This is a genomic window from Hahella sp. CCB-MM4 (assembly GCF_002260525.1).
Lineage (GTDB): Bacteria > Pseudomonadota > Gammaproteobacteria > Pseudomonadales > Oleiphilaceae > Hahella.
In genome coordinates, this window is record NZ_MRYI01000006.1 from 236,610 (window position 1) to 253,530 (window position 16,921).

The 16,921-nt window shown below is 50.2% G+C and carries 13 protein-coding genes; 5 read left to right on the forward strand and 8 right to left on the reverse strand.

All coding sequences use genetic code 11. The annotated features are described in order from the left end of the window. Positions 1–140 precede the first annotated feature (140 nt). The 4 genes from BTA51_RS13685 to BTA51_RS13700 all read left to right on the forward strand — a co-directional run bounded on the left by BTA51_RS13685 (position 141) and on the right by BTA51_RS13700 (position 5,401). The gene (locus BTA51_RS13685) at positions 141–374 is read left to right on the forward strand and encodes an acetyltransferase (RefSeq protein ID WP_094708057.1); all 234 of its coding nucleotides are present in this window, start codon (positions 141–143) and stop codon (positions 372–374) included. Positions 375–891: 517 nt separating this feature from the next. Further along, positions 892–2,847 carry a choice-of-anchor B family protein gene (locus tag BTA51_RS13690; RefSeq protein WP_094708059.1) on the forward strand — a complete coding sequence of 652 codons (1,956 nt, stop codon included), beginning with the start codon at positions 892–894 and terminating at the stop codon, positions 2,845–2,847. Between the two features lie 110 nt (positions 2,848–2,957). After that, positions 2,958–4,034 carry a FixH family protein gene (locus BTA51_RS13695; RefSeq protein ID WP_094708061.1) on the forward strand — a complete coding sequence of 359 codons (1,077 nt, stop codon included), beginning with the start codon at positions 2,958–2,960 and terminating at the stop codon, positions 4,032–4,034. A 47-nt stretch (positions 4,035–4,081) separates the two neighbouring features. Further along, on the forward strand, positions 4,082–5,401 hold the full coding sequence (locus tag BTA51_RS13700; protein WP_094708063.1) for a cytochrome-c peroxidase: 1,320 nt from the start codon (positions 4,082–4,084) through the stop codon (positions 5,399–5,401). 53 nt (positions 5,402–5,454) lie between these two features. On the opposite strand, the gene BTA51_RS13705 is transcribed toward BTA51_RS13700, so the two are convergent. From BTA51_RS13705 to BTA51_RS13715, 3 genes are all read right to left on the reverse strand, one after another. Next, on the reverse strand, positions 5,455–5,784 hold the full coding sequence (locus BTA51_RS13705; protein WP_094708065.1) for an AzlD domain-containing protein: 330 nt from the start codon (positions 5,782–5,784) through the stop codon (positions 5,455–5,457). After that, positions 5,775–6,524 carry an AzlC family ABC transporter permease gene (locus BTA51_RS13710; protein ID WP_210404831.1) on the reverse strand — a complete coding sequence of 250 codons (750 nt, stop codon included), beginning with the start codon at positions 6,522–6,524 and terminating at the stop codon, positions 5,775–5,777. Before BTA51_RS13710 ends, BTA51_RS13705 begins: the two co-directional genes overlap by 10 nt. Before the next feature lie 70 nt (positions 6,525–6,594). Continuing rightward, a complete protein-coding gene (locus BTA51_RS13715) occupies positions 6,595–7,437 on the reverse strand; it encodes an AraC family transcriptional regulator (protein WP_094708067.1) in 843 nt (280 codons plus the stop codon). A 221-nt stretch (positions 7,438–7,658) separates the two neighbouring features. On the opposite strand from BTA51_RS13715, the gene BTA51_RS13720 reads away from it, so the two are divergent. Continuing rightward, positions 7,659–9,269 (forward strand): FMN-binding glutamate synthase family protein, encoded by a 1,611-nt coding sequence (locus BTA51_RS13720; RefSeq protein WP_094708069.1) that lies wholly within the window; start codon positions 7,659–7,661, stop codon positions 9,267–9,269. A gap of 16 nt (positions 9,270–9,285) precedes the next feature. Here BTA51_RS13720 and BTA51_RS13725 read toward each other — a convergent pair whose 3' ends face one another. From BTA51_RS13725 to BTA51_RS13745, 5 genes are all read right to left on the reverse strand, one after another. Next, positions 9,286–10,056, reverse strand: a complete 771-nt coding sequence (locus BTA51_RS13725) for an ABC transporter substrate-binding protein (protein ID WP_246841035.1) — start codon at positions 10,054–10,056, stop codon at positions 9,286–9,288. A gap of 348 nt (positions 10,057–10,404) precedes the next feature. Then, positions 10,405–11,616 (reverse strand): endonuclease, encoded by a 1,212-nt coding sequence (locus BTA51_RS13730; protein ID WP_094708071.1) that lies wholly within the window; start codon positions 11,614–11,616, stop codon positions 10,405–10,407. 359 nt (positions 11,617–11,975) lie between these two features. Continuing rightward, positions 11,976–13,100: a saccharopine dehydrogenase family protein gene (locus BTA51_RS13735; protein ID WP_094708073.1), complete on the reverse strand. Its 1,125-nt coding sequence runs from the start codon at positions 13,098–13,100 to the stop codon at positions 11,976–11,978. 420 nt (positions 13,101–13,520) lie between these two features. After that, positions 13,521–15,533 carry a S8 family serine peptidase gene (locus BTA51_RS13740; RefSeq protein ID WP_094708075.1) on the reverse strand — a complete coding sequence of 671 codons (2,013 nt, stop codon included), beginning with the start codon at positions 15,531–15,533 and terminating at the stop codon, positions 13,521–13,523. 551 nt (positions 15,534–16,084) lie between these two features. Beyond that, positions 16,085–16,552, reverse strand: coding sequence for a DUF2269 domain-containing protein (locus tag BTA51_RS13745; protein WP_094708077.1), 468 nt, complete (start codon positions 16,550–16,552; stop codon positions 16,085–16,087). Positions 16,553–16,921: the final 369 nt, after the last annotated feature.

Here is a 16,921-nt window from a genome sequence, read left to right on the forward strand (position 1 = left end):
GCGCTTTTTTGTTTTAAATTGAGCCCCCGGATGAGTAAGCGTATATTGATGGCTATCCACCAAGCGCTTTGTATACATGTGAAGTGTAGACATACGAAGACAGGCAGTTATTTACAGACCTGACCAGGAGGATAGACATCATGTTATTGAAAGAAAGCAATGGCGGACACATCGTCGAGATCGAGCGATATCATGATCTGTGTGACCCGATCAAATCCCATGTGGAAGGTTGCCTGGAATACGGTGAAGAATTGCAGGATGCTGAGCTGTTTGAAAAGTCCGGATTAACATTCCTTTCCGGTGAGCCCCTGCCAAGATGCTGGACCGATCCTCACTATCGGGATCACGAAATCAGATCAAGAGCGAGATCATAAAATCAATAAGGTCAGCAAACCGGTTGAGTGGTAACTGCAGTACAAAACTCAATCACCCCTTGGGAAAAGTGTTACAAAATGTAGCACAGAGTATTCCCACAGGAAACATTTGCACCCTGATGACGCGCACATGTAAATGACTAATTATCACTTACATGTAACAAACCCGATGAAACCGCCATTCTCTCACATCGGGAATAAATATTGCAGAATCAACGGCCTGTCTGACATTTAGAGTTGCTCCCATCGAGGTCAGGCGCCGGCAGCCAGTGGGCCACAAGCCGATGCGGCTTGCCAACTGCCAGACCCGCAACTCAGAGAGGACAGAAATCGCAATTCACTGGAGTGAATTTCAGGCTAAATCATTGACGTCTTTGAATTCATTGCTGTCAGCCGGCATTGGACAGATATAACGTGATAACTTAACACTGTTCAATTTCGGTGGGTGGATGCTGTTGTGAGAAGGACGCTTCTCTATAGGAAGCAAAAAATATACAACGATAAGGAAATACCATTCATGAAACGTAACATTTCAACCAGCCTGGCAATGGCGGGGGCACTCTTCTGCTCCACGCTGTCTTGGGGGCATAGCGCGATGTTCCCTGATTCGTTCAAGTTTGACTCCTCCAACGAGAACGAAATCCCTGCCGCCATGTCGATGATGCTGGACAGTGCCATGAGCACCTCCACCACCTGCACAAACGGGAGTGCAAGCGGTTATCCATGTAAAAACGTGGATCTCCGGGCCTTTATACCCAAGGCAGATCTGGGCGGTGGATCATCAGACCTTAGTGATATCTGGGGCTATACGGATCCACAGACGGGCAAGGAAATTGCGCTGGTAGGTAAAACCAACGGTACCTCATTCGTCGATGTCACCGATCCGGACAACCCGGTAGTACTGGGCTTTCTGCCTTCGCACAATAACGGTGACGACAGCTGGCGTGACCTGAAAGTCTATGGCGATTATGTGTTTATCGTCGGTGACGGTTCAGGCAACAGCACTCACGGTTTGCAGGTATTCGATCTGACTGAACTGCGCAACGTACCCAATCCTCCAGCCACATTTTCCGAAACGGCTCACCTGGATGGCTTTGGTAACGCTCACAACATCGTGATCAACGAAGATACCGGCTTTGCCTATTCTGTCGGTAGTAACCGCTGCAGCGGCGGGCTTTATATGGTGGATATCTCCAATCCATTACAGCCCTCCTATGAAGGATGTTTCTCTGCTGACGGTTATACCCATGATGCCCAATGTGTCGTTTACAACGGACCTGACAGCCGTTATTTCGGCAAGGAAATCTGCGTAGGTTACAACGAAGACACCATCACTATTGTGGATGTCTCCAACAAAGCTAACCCACAGCAAATTTCCCGCACCCCCTATCAGGGCGCGCAGTACACCCACCAGGGTTGGTTCCTTGACGACAACCACAGCATTCTGATTATGAATGATGAGCTGGATGAACAGCGTAACGGGATCAACACCACCTCCTACATCTGGGATGTGAGCAACCTGGAGTCGCCCGTTGAGCTTGGACGTTACGTCGGCCCCACCCAGGCGATCGACCATAACCTGTACACCCGTGAAGGTTATATCTTTGAAACCAACTACCGTGCAGGTCTGCGCATTCTGGATTCCGAGAATATCGCTCAGGGCCAACTTTCAGAAGTGGCTTATTTCGATACCATTCCCGGCTCCAACTCTGCTCAGTTCTCCGGTACCTGGAGTAACTATCCTTACTTCGCAAGTGGCAATATCGTGATGAGCGACATTGGTAACGGTCTGTTCGTCGTCACACCTGACTGGGATGCGATTAACAACCCAGGTCCTGGTGGTGATGAAGTAACCGAAACCTACAGCGATAGCGTCAGCCGCAACCAGGAAAAAGCGTATGGCCCATTCAAAGTGCTACCTGGCTCGACCTTCAAGGCGAGCATGACAGGCACCAATGATGCGGATCTTTACGTGAAAGTGGGCACTCCTCCTACGACCAATTCCTACGATTGCCGCCCATATAAAAACGGCTCGAATGAGGAATGTACTGTCAGCGTCGCCAGCGACCAGACTGAAGTTTATGTCATGGTTCGTGGCTACAGCAGCTCGGCTTCAGACTTCACGCTGACCGTCACCTACACCAAAGGTGATGATGACGGCAATCCTCCTGGAGGCGGTGAAGAAACCTTCGAAGGCAGCGTCAGCCGTAATGCTGAAGACAACTATGGTCCGTTCAAGGTAACTGCAGGCCAAGCCTTCAAAGCCGTGATGACCGGTGATAACGACGCAGATCTGTACGTGCGTTTTGGTGCCGCTCCCACTACCTCAAGCTGGGATTGCCGTCCTTATCGTAACGGCAGTGCCGAAAGCTGCGAGCTGACCGTACCAACCGGACAATCAGAAGCTTACGTTATGGTAAGAGGCTATAGCTCCACTGCCTCCAACTACTCGGTCACTGTGACTTATAAATAAGCATCGCTAAAACCTTCCGAACCATCGGGCACCCAGACAGGCCACCCGATGGTTCGGCGTTTTATCGAATTGCCGTGATTGGAAATGATAACGAATTAAGGATAACCATCGTGAGTACCGGTCTTCCCACGCACTTTTTTTCTGAAAGCGGACAGCATCTGCGTTGTCTGATCAATCGTATACTTTTTGGAACACTGATGGTGTCGGGACTGGCAGTGATGTCACCCGTCGCCTCTGCCGATCATACGTCTTCTGGTGATCATGCATCCTCGGGCGAAGGACATCACCATCACTCAGATATGCCGGACACTACACCACCGAAAGGCAGCCTGCTGATGCAGCATGCGAAAGCTATCTGGGAACAGGCCGTCGCCCTGGAAGAGCAGTCAGGCGAGGCAATCAAGTACGCCACCACGCTTCGTAAGGAAGTGGCCAACCTGAGAACCCAGGCCCGCAAAACGAAAACACCCGCAGGCGGTGAAAAAACCGATGCACTGCTTCAATCCACTCTGACCCAGCTGGCCTCCCAGGTCACACCATGGCAAACACTGGCCGGCAGTCTCAGGGCCGAAGCGGAAAAACTGAAAGGGCAAAGCCAGGCGATCATGCAACAGGGCTTCGTCGCATTATGGGCTCCCTGGATAAAACATGAAGGTAAACTGACACTGACCTCCATGTCCGGCGCCGGCATGGCCATGGCACACAATGTCCAGGTACGGAGCATCAGCCCGAGTGTTCCCAATCCGACGATGGAAAAAATGAAGCAGGAAGATGGCTCTACCATGAGCCTCAACCGCATGGCCATGTCGAGCCAGAGTATTCCCCCCGGACTGGAAACCGACACATTCAAGGTATCCCGAAACCAGGACCTGTTCGGACATATCGAGGCAATAGCCGACGATAAAACACATCCCGGAGAATTGCCGCTGAATGAAATTCACCAATGGTATTTAATCCTGAGCAATACCGAGGGGAATCCTATTCATAAGGCACAGATCAGAGTTGAAGGACACATGCCCGGGCATGTGCACGGCCTGCCCACCCAACCGGAAATTGTGGAAGAAGTTTCACCAGGAGTTTACCGGGTGGACGGAGTCAAGTTCCAAATGGCCGGATGGTGGGTCATGAAATTCGTGATCGAGCACGAAAATGAAGAAGACTCCATAACCTTCAACCTGGTTCTTTAATCTTCATGCTGATTCGATACCAATAAATATAACCCGCAAGGAGAAGTATGTTGCGCCGCGCTGTTCTTCTATACATAGGGGTACTGTCGTTACTGTGTCAGAGCGCTTTTGCTCTGACCGACGATGAGTTGTACCAGTTCACACCTGCAGACAAAGAGTTCCTGTCGCAATTTAACATCACGGACCTCGGTGCGCTTCCGGAAGCACCGGATAACAAATGGGCTGATAACGAAGATGCCGCCAATCTGGGAAAAGCGCTGTTCTTTGACAACCGCCTGAGCAAGAACCAGCAGGTGTCCTGTAGTCACTGTCACCAGCCCGACAAGTACTTTACTGATGGTTTGGCCCACTCGAACGGTATCGGCCAAACCCGTCGCAGTGCTCCTTCCATCCTTGGCATCGCCTACAGCCCCTGGATGTTCTGGGATGGCCGCAGAGACAGCCTGTGGGCTCAGGCATTGGGCCCCATGGAACACCCGGATGAACAAGGGCTGTCCCGGGGCGAGCTGGCCAGGAATGTGCTTGAGTACTACCCTGCGGAGTATGAGGCAATCTTCGGCAAACCAAAGCAGCCATCGCTGGATTTAAACGATATATCCCTGCCGGCTTCTCCCGCCGGTTCTGCTGAAGCCCAGTCAAACTGGAACAAACTGGACAGTGACGAACAGGATGCCGTTAACCGCATATTTACCAATGTGGGTAAGGCCCTCATGGCTTATCAGAGAAAACTGAAACTGCCACCGGCTCCCTTCGATCAATTTATCGATGCTCTGAACGATAATAATATCGAACAGGCTAAAAGCCTCCTGACCCCATCTCAAGTTCGGGGACTACGCCTGTTCATGGGACAAGCCAACTGCTCCAGCTGCCACAACGGGCCACTGTTTACCAACCACGAGTTCCACAATATCGGCGCTCCCGAAGCCAATGTCGAACATGTAGACCTGGGACGTTTTGAAGGTGTCAGCCTGCTCCGGGAAGACGAATTTACCTGCCTGTCGAGCTATAGCGACGCCAGCAGTGATCAATGCAAGGAAATGCGTTTCCTGAAAGTACAGGGGCCAGAGCTGGTAGGGGCAATCAAAACCCCGACTCTGCGCAATGTTGCGGCAACCGCCCCATACATGCAGGCAGGCCAGTTTGAAACGCTGCAACAGGTGTTGGCGCACTATAATAAACCGACGCCTCCCTATTATGACCGTAAGCAGCATCCAAGCCGCCCTCACTTTGACGTACTTCCCCTTAACCTGCAGGAGACCGATCTGCAGGACATCGAAGATTTTCTGCACTCGTTGACCTCACCGCTACCAGCAGGCGATCACTGGTGGCCGGTGGGGGAAACGGGTAGTCAGGAAATAACCCCCTAACTCCTTAAGTTAGCCGGTTTGGTAGTCGGACTGAAAAGTCCGGCTACCGTTTTTTAAATTTCTCCCAGCACCATTTTGGCGGCAACAAACAGACCGATTCCCAGCCCCACAACCACGATGGTTTTTCGGGTTACCAGGGATAGTGCGATGGTGCCGATTCCGGCCAGCAGGAAAGGGTCATCAAGTCCAGAAGTCAGCTGCCCTTCATCAGACATGAATACGATGGGTACCCACATGGCCGTCAGCACAGAAGGCGCTGCGAACTGGAGCATTCTCTTTATCGGGCCACCTAGCTTAAATGTCAGGGCGTTGGCCAGAAACAAATAGCGGCAGTAAAAGGTAATACCTGCCATCAGGACAATGGTCAGCCATATTATGTCCATGTGTCTTCTCCCTTCAAGGATACCAGGAATCCACTGACCATCCCCACCGCCGTGGCGATTACCAACCCGTTATTAATATTGAAATACTGACAGGCCAGCGCCGTTACTGCGCTGGCAATCACTGCGCCCAGTACAGGAAAGGAACGAATTTGGGGTACGACGATAGCAATAAATGTGGCGGCTATAGCAAACTCAAGACCCAGTTGCTGCAGGTCGGGCAAGAGTTTCCCTGCCATGATTCCTGCAAAGGTCGCCAAATTCCATACCAGGTAGAACAGGAAGCCGGTTAGCAGTGAATACAGGGGGCTGAATACCTTGTATCTAGCTTTGAACGCCATGGTGACAGCAAACATTTCGTCCGTCAGAAAAAAGGCCAGGGCAACACGCCAAGCCAATGAAAGCGGCCGTATATCATCTCGCAGCACGGCGGAATATAACAAATGTCTGGCACTGATAACTCCCGTGGACATCAAAATCGACGACAGGGAACCGGCGGCTCCGATGATGGAAATTCCAGCCAACTGTGCTGCACCGGCAAATACCAGCAACGACATAAACTGAGCCTGTAGTGGTGTTAATCCTGCTTCAACGGCCAAAGAGCCACACAAAACTCCCCAGGGTACGACCGCCAGCGCTAGCGGAAGTATGTCCATGGCAGCCTGGATAACCAGCCGATGGTTATCAAAGGAGTGGGATGTTTCAAATACACCCGTCTCATTGGAAGTACTGGGATCAGACACGATATCTACCTTAGCAATGGCGAACTCTTTGGCTTTAAGACCAGATAGCTTATCGTTGCTCAGGTTGAGCTTATAGTAAGATCTTGCTCTGTTGCTGATAGCGCCCGGGAGTGGTCCCCAAAGCACGCTTGAAATGCAGGCTGAAATGGCTTTGGTCGTGGAAACCACATTCCACTGCCACTTGAGCGGGCTTATGCCCCAATTTCAACATATTTTTTGCCAGCTTCAATCTGGCCTGTATCTGGTAACCATGAGGGGCCAGGCCAAACTGCTTCTTGAATTGACGAACCAGGTGATAGGGGCTCAAACCTGCCAGGCCGGACAACTCCCGCAGTGAAATATCCATCGCTGGCTGACTATCGATAAAGTCTTTGACCAAATATAAGGCTCTCTGTGCCGGAGGAACCTCTTTGGGAGTCTGTCGTGTCCGGGAGTGCCGGAGCACCAGCCCCGTCATGACCGCATAAAGAATCGTTTCAGTCAGTAGTTTGCTGCCGCCGCTATCCATGTGAGAAAAGAGAAGACGCAGCTGACCTGCCATAAACGGATCATTAACTACTGCTTCTGGAAAGTACGGAACACCGTTGCTATCCCTGAACAGGTCCTTACATACTTCCGCAAACTGTTCCGGTCGCGGATAAAAAGCCCGATACGCCCAGCCACCAGATGAGGCAGACTCGCCGGTGTGAACATCATCTGCATTCACCAGAATTAGGCTGTCCTCTCCTGCCACATGATTATCGCCGGTGCGAAAAAAACGCTGCGCTCCGCGATCAATGACACCAATGGTGTAACCTTCATGCACATGTCTGGCAAAGTTCTGCTTTAGGTATTGGGCGCGCACGAACTCCAGACCATCCAGTACGTCCAAGGTACCAAAGTCTGCTTTCTCTGAAGTACGGTCATTAGCCATGGTTTACGTCCGGCATGTTACAGATTGCCTCAGGATGCTCTCTTGATTCTGAAATTTCTTGTATAAAATTGCGCCCTGGAAGCTGATCAAGTTTCATTTCCCATTAACAGAAACGTTTTAACAGATATATGAAATCACATCCATGCTCACATCCTATACTTGAGTTTTAAAAAGCAAACCACGAAGATCAACCAACTTTTGACAGCACAATAAGGACACTCATGAGAACGCGTTTTTTTAAAACCACCCTCATTACCGGAGGCATCATACTAATCCTGGGGCTGATCTGGTCCGGGTTCTGGTGGTTACTCCTACCTATTGCCGCCGTGCTGGGCATAGGCTTGTATGATGCCAGCCAAACTAAACATACCTTACGCCGTAACTTTCCCTTTATCGGCCGTGGACGTTGGATGATGGAGTTGGCACGGCCTTTCATACAACAATACTTCATTGAATCTGAGGTGAACGGACGCCCGGTCAGCCGTATGTTCCGTTCGATCGTCTACCAACGTGCCAAGGGGGATATTTCCAGCAACCCCTATGGTACTAAAATTCACACCTATGATTCTGGCTATGAGTGGATCACCCACTCAATCTGTGCATTGAACATCGAGGATATCAATACCGATCCACGGGTTCTTATCGGCGGCCCGGATTGCCGCCACCCTTACAATGCCAGCCTCCTGAATATTTCAGCCATGAGCTTCGGGGCATTAAGCAAGAACGCCATCATGGCACTGAACAAAGGTGCCGGGCTAGGCGGCTTTGCCCACAACACCGGCGAAGGCGGCTTGTCCGATTACCATCTGAAACACGGTGGAGACATTATCTGGCAGATCGGAACCGGATACTTCGGTTGCCGTACCCCTGAGGGCGGATTTTCTGAGGACGCGTTCCAGAAAAAGGCCGCCCACGATGCCGTCAAAATGATAGAGATCAAGCTGTCCCAAGGCGCTAAGCCTGGCCATGGTGGAATATTGCCCGCGGACAAAAACTCGCCGGAAATCGCCGGCATCCGATTGGTCTCCCCTCACACAGATGTTATTTCCCCGTCGTCGCACAGCGCATTTTCCACGCCTGTCGGTCTGCTTCATTTTGTCCAAAAGCTAAGGGAGCTGTCCGGCGGTAAGCCTGTAGGTTTCAAACTGTGTATAGGACGTCAGAGTGAATTCATCGCCATCTGCAAGGCCATGATCGAGACCAATATCAAACCGGACTTTATTACCGTTGATGGTGGCGAAGGGGGAACCGGTGCAGCTCCGCTGGAATACAGCAACTCCGTGGGAATGCCTCTGCGGGACGCCATCGCTTTTGTGGCCGACACCTTGACCGGTTTTGGGCTGAAGCAGGACATAAAAATCATCGCCTCGGGCAAAGTGTTTACGGCCTTCCATCTTATTCGCTGTCTGGCTCTGGGTGCCGATCTTTGTAACAGTGCCCGTGGAATGATGTTGGCTCTGGGTTGTGTCCAGTCTCTGGTATGCAACACCAACCGTTGCCCAACCGGTATTGCCACTCAGGATCCTGAGTTGAGTGACGGCCTTCATGTGGAAGACAAAGCCGAACGGGTGGCTCGTTTTCACAAGGAAACTGTCCATGCAGCGGTAGATATCGCCTCATCAGCGGGCCTTAAAAGTCCGTCAGAAGTCACCCGCACCCATCTGTTCCGCAGGATTAACCAGCAGCAGATCAGACGATTGGATGAAATTTTTCCTTATCAGAAACAAGGTTCCTTTCTGGAAGAGCCATACCCGGATACCTATCGGCATTATATTTTGGAGGCTTCTCCCGAGTCCTTTACTCCCTCTGGATACATTGCTCTGGTCAATTGATTTCTGTGACGCGGGATCAATCCGTCATCCAGCGCAGTGCAATGTTATCAAGCCGACCATCTGCTCGCAGATGGTCGAGCGCTGACTGCCACGCCAAAACAGTTTCATCAGGTGTTGCCAGCGAGAAAGCGATATATTTAGGCTGTTTTTTCAACTCATACACTATTTTCAGCTGACTGGGCTTAATACCTTCCTGACGGGCGAGGTAGAACCCCACCACATCAACCGATACCCACAGGTCCAGATATCCCTTGATCAACTTTGTGGGATTGGTTTTATCACTTCCGGCATTGCTGACAAGGTTTTTAAACCCCTCTCCCAGCAGATACTTTTCCGCCGAATAGCCCTGAACCGTGCCGATATGGTCAACCTGTCGGGCATCTGCCAGTGTTTTGATATCAATTCCTGAATCCCGGCGTGAGAAAAAAACCAGATTTGAAATGGTTATTGGGCCTACCCACTTGAATAAAGGCTCGCGCTCCGCTGTCCGGGTAATTGTAAATAACGCTGACGCCCCATCACCCGAGATATTTTTTAATCCGCGCTTCCAAGGAACGGATTGAATAGGGAAATCGACTTGCAGCTCCCCCATAATCTCTCGCACAACGTCCACCGCCAGCCCCTTGGCCTGGCCATCCTCGGTAAAGCAAAAGGGGGGATATTCAGAAATGTACAATTGAAGGCCGGACACAGGGGACGTCGGTGAGTCAGCCATCGAGTCACTGGAGGACAGAGCATAAATAGCCATGCTTATGACAAAGAGCACCGGCACTCGAATACTTAACATCAATCCGGACACCTATCGTTCTAGCGGTTTTTAAATGAAGGCCTCCCTATCCAACACTTCTAGAATTATAGTTACCGCTCACATGTCTGGCTATTTTTTAACCACACCTATCATCCTGAGATCTTTCAGCCGACCCCGGGACAGCTTTCTCCGGGGCCTGTTTTTCTACTTTAAACTCATGGTTTTTGTCCCAAAGTCGTGGATTTCTGTCTTCAGACCATTGCTTCAATCCCACGACTACTGGCCCGATCTCCAGACTACTGACTCAACCTCCAGACTACTGACTCAACCTCCAGACAATGGATTCAGCCTCCAGAGCCCGGCTTTTATCTCCGGACCCTAGAATGACTATTTCCCCCAAATGAGTCCGGCAAATTCGGGATAGTCCACAAATGGGTTTCTATTCCCCTGGAAACCGTATGCAGCTTCGTTTCGGTCCTTCTCCTTCTGACTGACAGGATCCTGCTGATGCCAGGCCAGCAACAAATTCAGAAACCAGGGTTCAAACACCTGATTACTGCTGCCGTTCAGAACCGCATCACTGTAGGTCGTATTGTTTTCCCAACCGGCAATGACATTTTGATATCGGGTGGCCATGTAAAAATATGCCCGGGCAACATCGCCTTTAAACTCATCAATGGGTTCAAATACTGTTCCGGTGTATCCAAGTCCCGAAGCCGCCGCCCCAAGCTTTGATCCGTTAGAGGATATATAGGTGGTCACTCCAACTTCGCCGTAGGGGTAACTCCCACGCTTGGCATTGACGTATCCGTCTGTGGCAAAGATGTGGTGAATGTCAGAGTTCATAGGCTCTCGGGCTCCACCGAACCAGCTCCGTGGGAAAGAGTGCTCCCGGTTATAGCAATCTCCTTCGCTATTGTAGCTACCACACTGATCAGTTGACCTGGCAAAAACATAAGGGTCGCTGCCCTCAGGGTTTTCAGAATAGATATCTAAAATAGAGCCATCATTTTCAAAATAGCTATCCAATTCCTGCTCCCGATAAAAACTCCATAAAGCGCTATATCCCTGTGAAGAATGGTCTTTGATAATGTTATAGAGCGCTGTCTTTAACGCATAACCTGTGGTGCCCTCAGCATCCTTGTAGTATTCACTAAGGTCAGGCAATCCGTCTGAATCTTCAATCGTAAATCCGGCAGTTTCACTGTTTCCGAAACTTCCCCCGCTGACCAGAGCCTTACCATCCACAGAAATAGCATAGGAACCCTGCCCATATTGGCAGCAAATACCATCTCCATAGGTATCAAAAATAGTAAAACTGTAGGAGCCATTGGCCAGACAAAAGTCTTCCGTGTAGACCGTGTTGTCACTGTAATTGGCGCCGCTGTAGAGTGTCTGGAAGTTGCTGTCCGTCAGTTGCCAGCTGGTCTCACTGCCATAATCATCCGTCACGAGGGTTAATCTGGCGACAGTATCCGGGCAGGCACCGGCCGAGGATTCCGCCATTTGTCCCTGCAGACTCACGTCAGCCGCCCACACGACCGCGCTCCCCCACAATCCCACTATCATTCCTGTGACTGCTAATAGCTTATTCATCATCCCACCTTCTCATCATTTATTTGAACAATCCTGTCCGTACGGTCAGATATAAACAGCCAATCTATCTCGGGCAGATGACACCTTATGTGCTTTTGTATTACACCCTGAGAAGCTGAGAAAAAGTATGGAGAACAGCACAAATTATCAAAAAGTCACTCTGTCACGTCGTTAGAGCAACGCGGATTCATATCAATATGAGAACACAGGACTTAAGCAGGACCTGCCCCGGGTCCAGGGAGACTTAGAGAGGGAAGCACGAGAATATCCGGACCGACCAGAGGGGGAAGATCCCGGTTCTATAGCCGGGAAAATTTGTTTCGATAAGGAAGATTTTTAACCGGAACTTCAGGATGGAAGCATCAGGTTATATCGACAGAATCCGTAACTACACGCCATTCGATATCCAGCTCACGCATGGCATTAAGATATTCATCCAGGGTGATTAGTCCAATGCACGGCATTGCTCCTCTTTTTTCGACTTTCCCTCGGGCCAGCTTTATCGCCATGAGTATGGAAGGAATACTGGGGATGTAGAGGCCGTCCCCGTGCCGGGCGACAATTTCAAACAAAAGACGTTTGGCATGACCGCGATCATCCTCGCCCTTCAGATCCATAAAAAACCCCGTGTTGTCCTTCCCGAAAGGATCAAACAGTCGGGCAATTTTCAGCAGATATGGCGTCATGGGCTGCAGAGGAGGAAATAGCTTTATTCTGGCCAGTCCAGACAGGGCAAAGAGCACCAGATGAAGGAATTTCAGTTCCAGACCTGCCTGAAACCTGATGTTCTTCAAGGTTGGGTAGTACTTTGGGAACAAAGCCAGGTCCGGTATGTCACAGTTTCCCAGCATTCGTTTATTCAGCCCCCAGAATCGCCTGTTTCTCAGGCCAAGCCAACCGTAGACCGAGGTTTCTTTGCCATCACGGAGAGTTTTAAAAGGCTTACCGGCATAGCTGAGAACTGCCGCAGTGGTTGCCAGTCCGCGATTGGTCAGCTGGGCCGTGGCGATCCCATAATCAACGGATTCAAGACGCTCAAACTGGGAGATATACGCATCGATAATTGCACTGGTCAATGTCGGAACAGAACTAGCTCCGCTACATACAAGCACATTGCGGGCTTTGGCCGCGTCGTCCAGTTGATTGATGCCGGCCACAAACGCCCTGGCATCAGCCAGATCAATATAATGACATCCCTGTCCGATACACGCCCGGGCGACGTCATAGCCCTGGGATTGGTATGGACCAGACGTGTGAATAACGATATCCGGAACAACCTCCGCTAAGGCCTCTGTCAGGTTTCCATGGATGTCGATACAGACGCTTTCAGCAGGGTGAACCGTATCCAGAGCAGCGGCGTGACTTCTGGCTTTATGAATATCCCGACCGGCAATGATCAGTTGCAGATCCTGTTCACGCGCGAGCATACCTGAAATAAAGCGGCCAAAATTTCCGTAACCACCGATAATCAAAATTCTCTTTGGCATTTCAAGTCATTCATCAGATTAAACAGAGAAGCACCAGGGTCTGTTGAGGTTTCGCCATCATCACTGCTGGAGACCATTTTTGCGATCCGGCTAGCGGTTCGCCGCCCGGGCGGAAGGAGCATAGTGTAGTTACTCTACATAAGCGACTGACAACGACGCTGGGCACAAAAATGGTTCCAGCCCGAAGGGTTGCGCCTGAAAAAGCGCCATTCGTCGTCACTCGTCGCTCATTTGGAATAACCAAACCACACTCCTCGTTCCTAGCCTGACGCTTTTTCAGGCGCAACAGTGGCGATAGCGAAACCTCAACAGACCCTAGAATACTCCTGTGAAGCCACTCTTTTCAAAATCAAATTGAATAACGTCACCAAAAAGAGGCCGGCAAGAAACGCCGGCCTTCTATCCAAGATGGATACTAATCTATTTCCATTCACAGAGCTTAAACCGGGTAATCCGGATAGAGTCTGAAACGTCTCCGTCACTCAAGGTAATATCGAGACTACGCAGAGCCGGGCTGTCATATTGGGAAATATTTTTTGCCAGGAAGGTCCCTATATTAGGCACGACATAGCTCTTGGTCTGTTGATAATCCTCAAAGTAGGTAAAGGTGAAATCAAGATTCAAATACTTGCTCCCATCCAGGTTTGACTTCCAATTGATGCCTAAAGGTTTTTGCAGATCGACACCACAGATAGGATTAATCTCAATCCGTGGACGCTCCAGGATACTGAAGGTTCTGTCGCTGTAACTGACCGTGTTGTCCCTGCCGGTAATCTTAATGCGGTAATCATTGCCCGGCTTAAAGTCATCGGGAATCTGCCAGGACATTCCAAGACCATAAATACCTGAGGCAATACGATAAGGAGATGTTTTGCCATCATCTTTGAGCAGATCGATGGTAATCACGTTATCGGGAAAGTTGAACTCATCCCAATTGATGTCGATCCAGTCTCCCTGATGATAAGTCTCCAAACCATTGGGTGAAGTCAGATGAACGGTCCAGGCTTCAAGTGCTTGAGTCACCGCTTCATCAGCACGTGCCCGTCCATAACCCCGTATAGCGGACAAACCGGGAGAACCGGGAATGGCGTAGTAGTTTATGTCTCCCTGGGCATCAACGTCGTAGCCGTCTTTGATGGCGGTGTCCCGCAGGATATCGGTTATCTGATCTCTGGTGAGACCAGGATTGACCGCCAGCATCAGCGCCACTATCCCGCTGACATGAGGGGCAGCGGCAGAGGTGCCGCTAAAGGATGAAGAATACCTGTTGCCCGGTTCCGTTGTGGGTACATAGGCCGGTGCGGTCAGATCCATCTCCGGACCAGTGGCAATACTGCTGGAATACGTTTTGTTGGTACACCCGGTTTGGGTAACTGCCAATGCCCCCGGAAGCCTTGCAGGAACCCCCACCGGACCGCTGCTGTTGCCGGCCGCACCAACCAATACAGTGTTATAGTTCCGATTTATATATTCCGCGACATCAAGCGTCCACTGGTAAGGCTGATCCGTTTGCCACGCCATACTGACGTTAACCACCTGCGCCCCACTCTGCACCGCGTAACAAATGGACTTGAACATCTGAATCAGGTTGGCACCGGTTCTGACGGGAATCAGAGTACTGCCACTGTATCTTCCCATGCCCCCGGCAACTCCGGCGATACCCTTGCCATTGCTGGTTCGGGCGGCTGCGATGCCGGATACCTGGGTGCCATGCTTATAGGCCGACCAGGTTTCGGGATAAGGGTTATTATCATTCCCGTTGAAATCCCATCCGTATACATCATCGATGAATCCGTTACCGTCATCATCAATGCCGTTTTTCTCCTTGCCATCACCGGATTCCCCTGGATTTCTCCATATCGCTTCGCGCAGATCCTCATGGTTGTAATCCACACCACTGTCCACCACGGCAATAGAAACGTCAGATCCGTAAGAGTACCACCAGGCCTGGGGAGCATTTATATCGGTATCTGCCGCACAATAGGGTCCGGGATCCGACATATCGAGATTCCACTGACTCGGGAACAACGGATCATTCGCCGAAGCAAAATCAACAACGGCATCGAAGTAGACTTTATATCCCAGTTTCTCAAGTTGTCGGGCAACATCCAGCCCCGCTTTGGCAGTCTTGGCAGTCCCCTCTATCAAGCCAAAGCAGAAACTCTCACCCAACTCGATTCCCGCATTCTCCATATCACTTCTGGCTCTCTCGGTATCCTTTGCCTGAATAACAAAATGCTCCGGGAACACCTGTGAGCCCTTAACACCGTTTTCATACCTGAAATGCTTATCGCCAATCTGAATATACTGATTGTCTGATAATGTGTACGGTACCGGTTTTGCCTCTTCCATCACTTCCGTGAATGCCTGTCCGAACGACGCTTGGGCCGAAAGCAACAATGCCAGTGAAGTTAAATAAGGTCGTAATTGCATGGTTCATCCTTGTTTATACTTGGTTCAGTTTATGGAAAGAACTCTGTCCCATACTGCCTTCCTGCGCAGAGCTCCGTTTCAATGCCCCGCCCCATAGGCATACAGACAGGAATACCAAAGGGCCTGGACAACGAAGCTTTTTCATCAAATTGGCGGTTGGAAATCTGAGACTTGGAAGAGAGTGCTCTCAGAGGAACTGACGATCCTTATCATTTTTTTCATGCTGGTCGGTACCGGGGCGAAGATCCCTTCTCCCATGGCAACCGGATGGTGTATTAGGGGGGAACAGAAATAGTCACTGGAGTTTACAGGTGCTATTTCCCCATTAATGTCATGTCCCGATCAGGTAAGCGACGATTTTTATGAAAATCCGTCATCTTTTCTTCACTGATTTGCGGGAAAAATGTTGTCAGAGGGAAGGACTTGGAGGGGGGCTATATCTCATACACAGACACTTCACTGCTAATAGGCCATACCAGCATACCCAACATGGATTAGGCATCCCGAGCATATACAGGTCAGTCAAAGCGACTTTGGCGTCGCTACAGTCGCTAAAGAGGCTTTGCCACCATCAGATAAAAAATCACGGTCAAACCGAAAAAAGCAGGCCACCCCAGCATAAACCAGATACGAAACAGCCGATGGTAACGTTCAGGTAACGGGTCCCCGGTTCTGATACTTTCTTCGATCAGTTTTCTGAGTTGAATCTGGATCCACACCACCGGTAACCAACACAAAGCGGCCAGCAAATACAATATATAAGTAACGGCCAGCCAAGTATCCGTCCAGTTAAAACCTGCATACCAAACCAGCCAAACTCCACTAAGCGACTGAAAAACAGCTGCGGGAAAGGTAAACAAATAGTCTGCCAGAACAGTGCTTCGTGCGGCGTAGTATTTCTGCTGCAGATCATCGGTAAACATCGACCGAAACATAAAGAATGCGATCCCTAAACCGGTTCCGAACAGGACCGTAGCACTGAGGATATGCAGAGTTTTTACGATCAGGTAAAGATTCATTAAAAGTGACGCGCTCTTACATTGGGCTGATAGACTTTTGGGTATCAGACCACTTACCAAAGGCATAGTCCAGCCCTAGGATCTGATGATTTTTATCTAGCCTCTTAGCCATTTTGTTATACCCATCACAGACTATTTTTTTCAAATGTGAATTCCGATTAAATACCGCAGCACGACAAGTTGACGGCATAACATCTAAAACGGCGGTATCCGGCTAGCTGTGTAACAGCGATGAACAGACAACTTTGTAACAGTCATAAACAGACAACTGTGAAACAGCCATAGACAGAAAGTTGCATTACCGCCATGAACAGATAGCTCTATAACCGTGTCCGCCGGACCAGAGTACGGCCGACCGGCATCATGTCA

What these genes read in the sequence shown, in the direction of transcription:
- BTA51_RS13685 (WP_094708057.1), top strand. Translation starts at nt 141, where the DNA reads ATGTTATTGAAAGAAAGCAATGGCGGACACATCGTCGAGATCGAGCGA.
- BTA51_RS13690 (WP_094708059.1), top strand. Translation starts at nt 892, where the DNA reads ATGAAACGTAACATTTCAACCAGCCTGGCAATGGCGGGGGCACTCTTC.
- BTA51_RS13700 (WP_094708063.1), top strand. Translation starts at nt 4,082, where the DNA reads ATGTTGCGCCGCGCTGTTCTTCTATACATAGGGGTACTGTCGTTACTG.
- BTA51_RS13705 (WP_094708065.1), bottom strand. Translation starts at nt 5,784, where the DNA reads ATGGACATAATATGGCTGACCATTGTCCTGATGGCAGGTATTACCTTT.
- BTA51_RS13715 (WP_094708067.1), bottom strand. Translation starts at nt 7,437, where the DNA reads ATGGCTAATGACCGTACTTCAGAGAAAGCAGACTTTGGTACCTTGGAC.
- BTA51_RS13720 (WP_094708069.1), top strand. Translation starts at nt 7,659, where the DNA reads ATGAGAACGCGTTTTTTTAAAACCACCCTCATTACCGGAGGCATCATA.
- BTA51_RS13725 (WP_246841035.1), bottom strand. Translation starts at nt 10,056, where the DNA reads ATGTTAAGTATTCGAGTGCCGGTGCTCTTTGTCATAAGCATGGCTATT.
- BTA51_RS13730 (WP_094708071.1), bottom strand. Translation starts at nt 11,616, where the DNA reads ATGATGAATAAGCTATTAGCAGTCACAGGAATGATAGTGGGATTGTGG.
- BTA51_RS13735 (WP_094708073.1), bottom strand. Translation starts at nt 13,100, where the DNA reads ATGCCAAAGAGAATTTTGATTATCGGTGGTTACGGAAATTTTGGCCGC.
- BTA51_RS13740 (WP_094708075.1), bottom strand. Translation starts at nt 15,533, where the DNA reads ATGCAATTACGACCTTATTTAACTTCACTGGCATTGTTGCTTTCGGCC.
- BTA51_RS13745 (WP_094708077.1), bottom strand. Translation starts at nt 16,552, where the DNA reads ATGAATCTTTACCTGATCGTAAAAACTCTGCATATCCTCAGTGCTACG.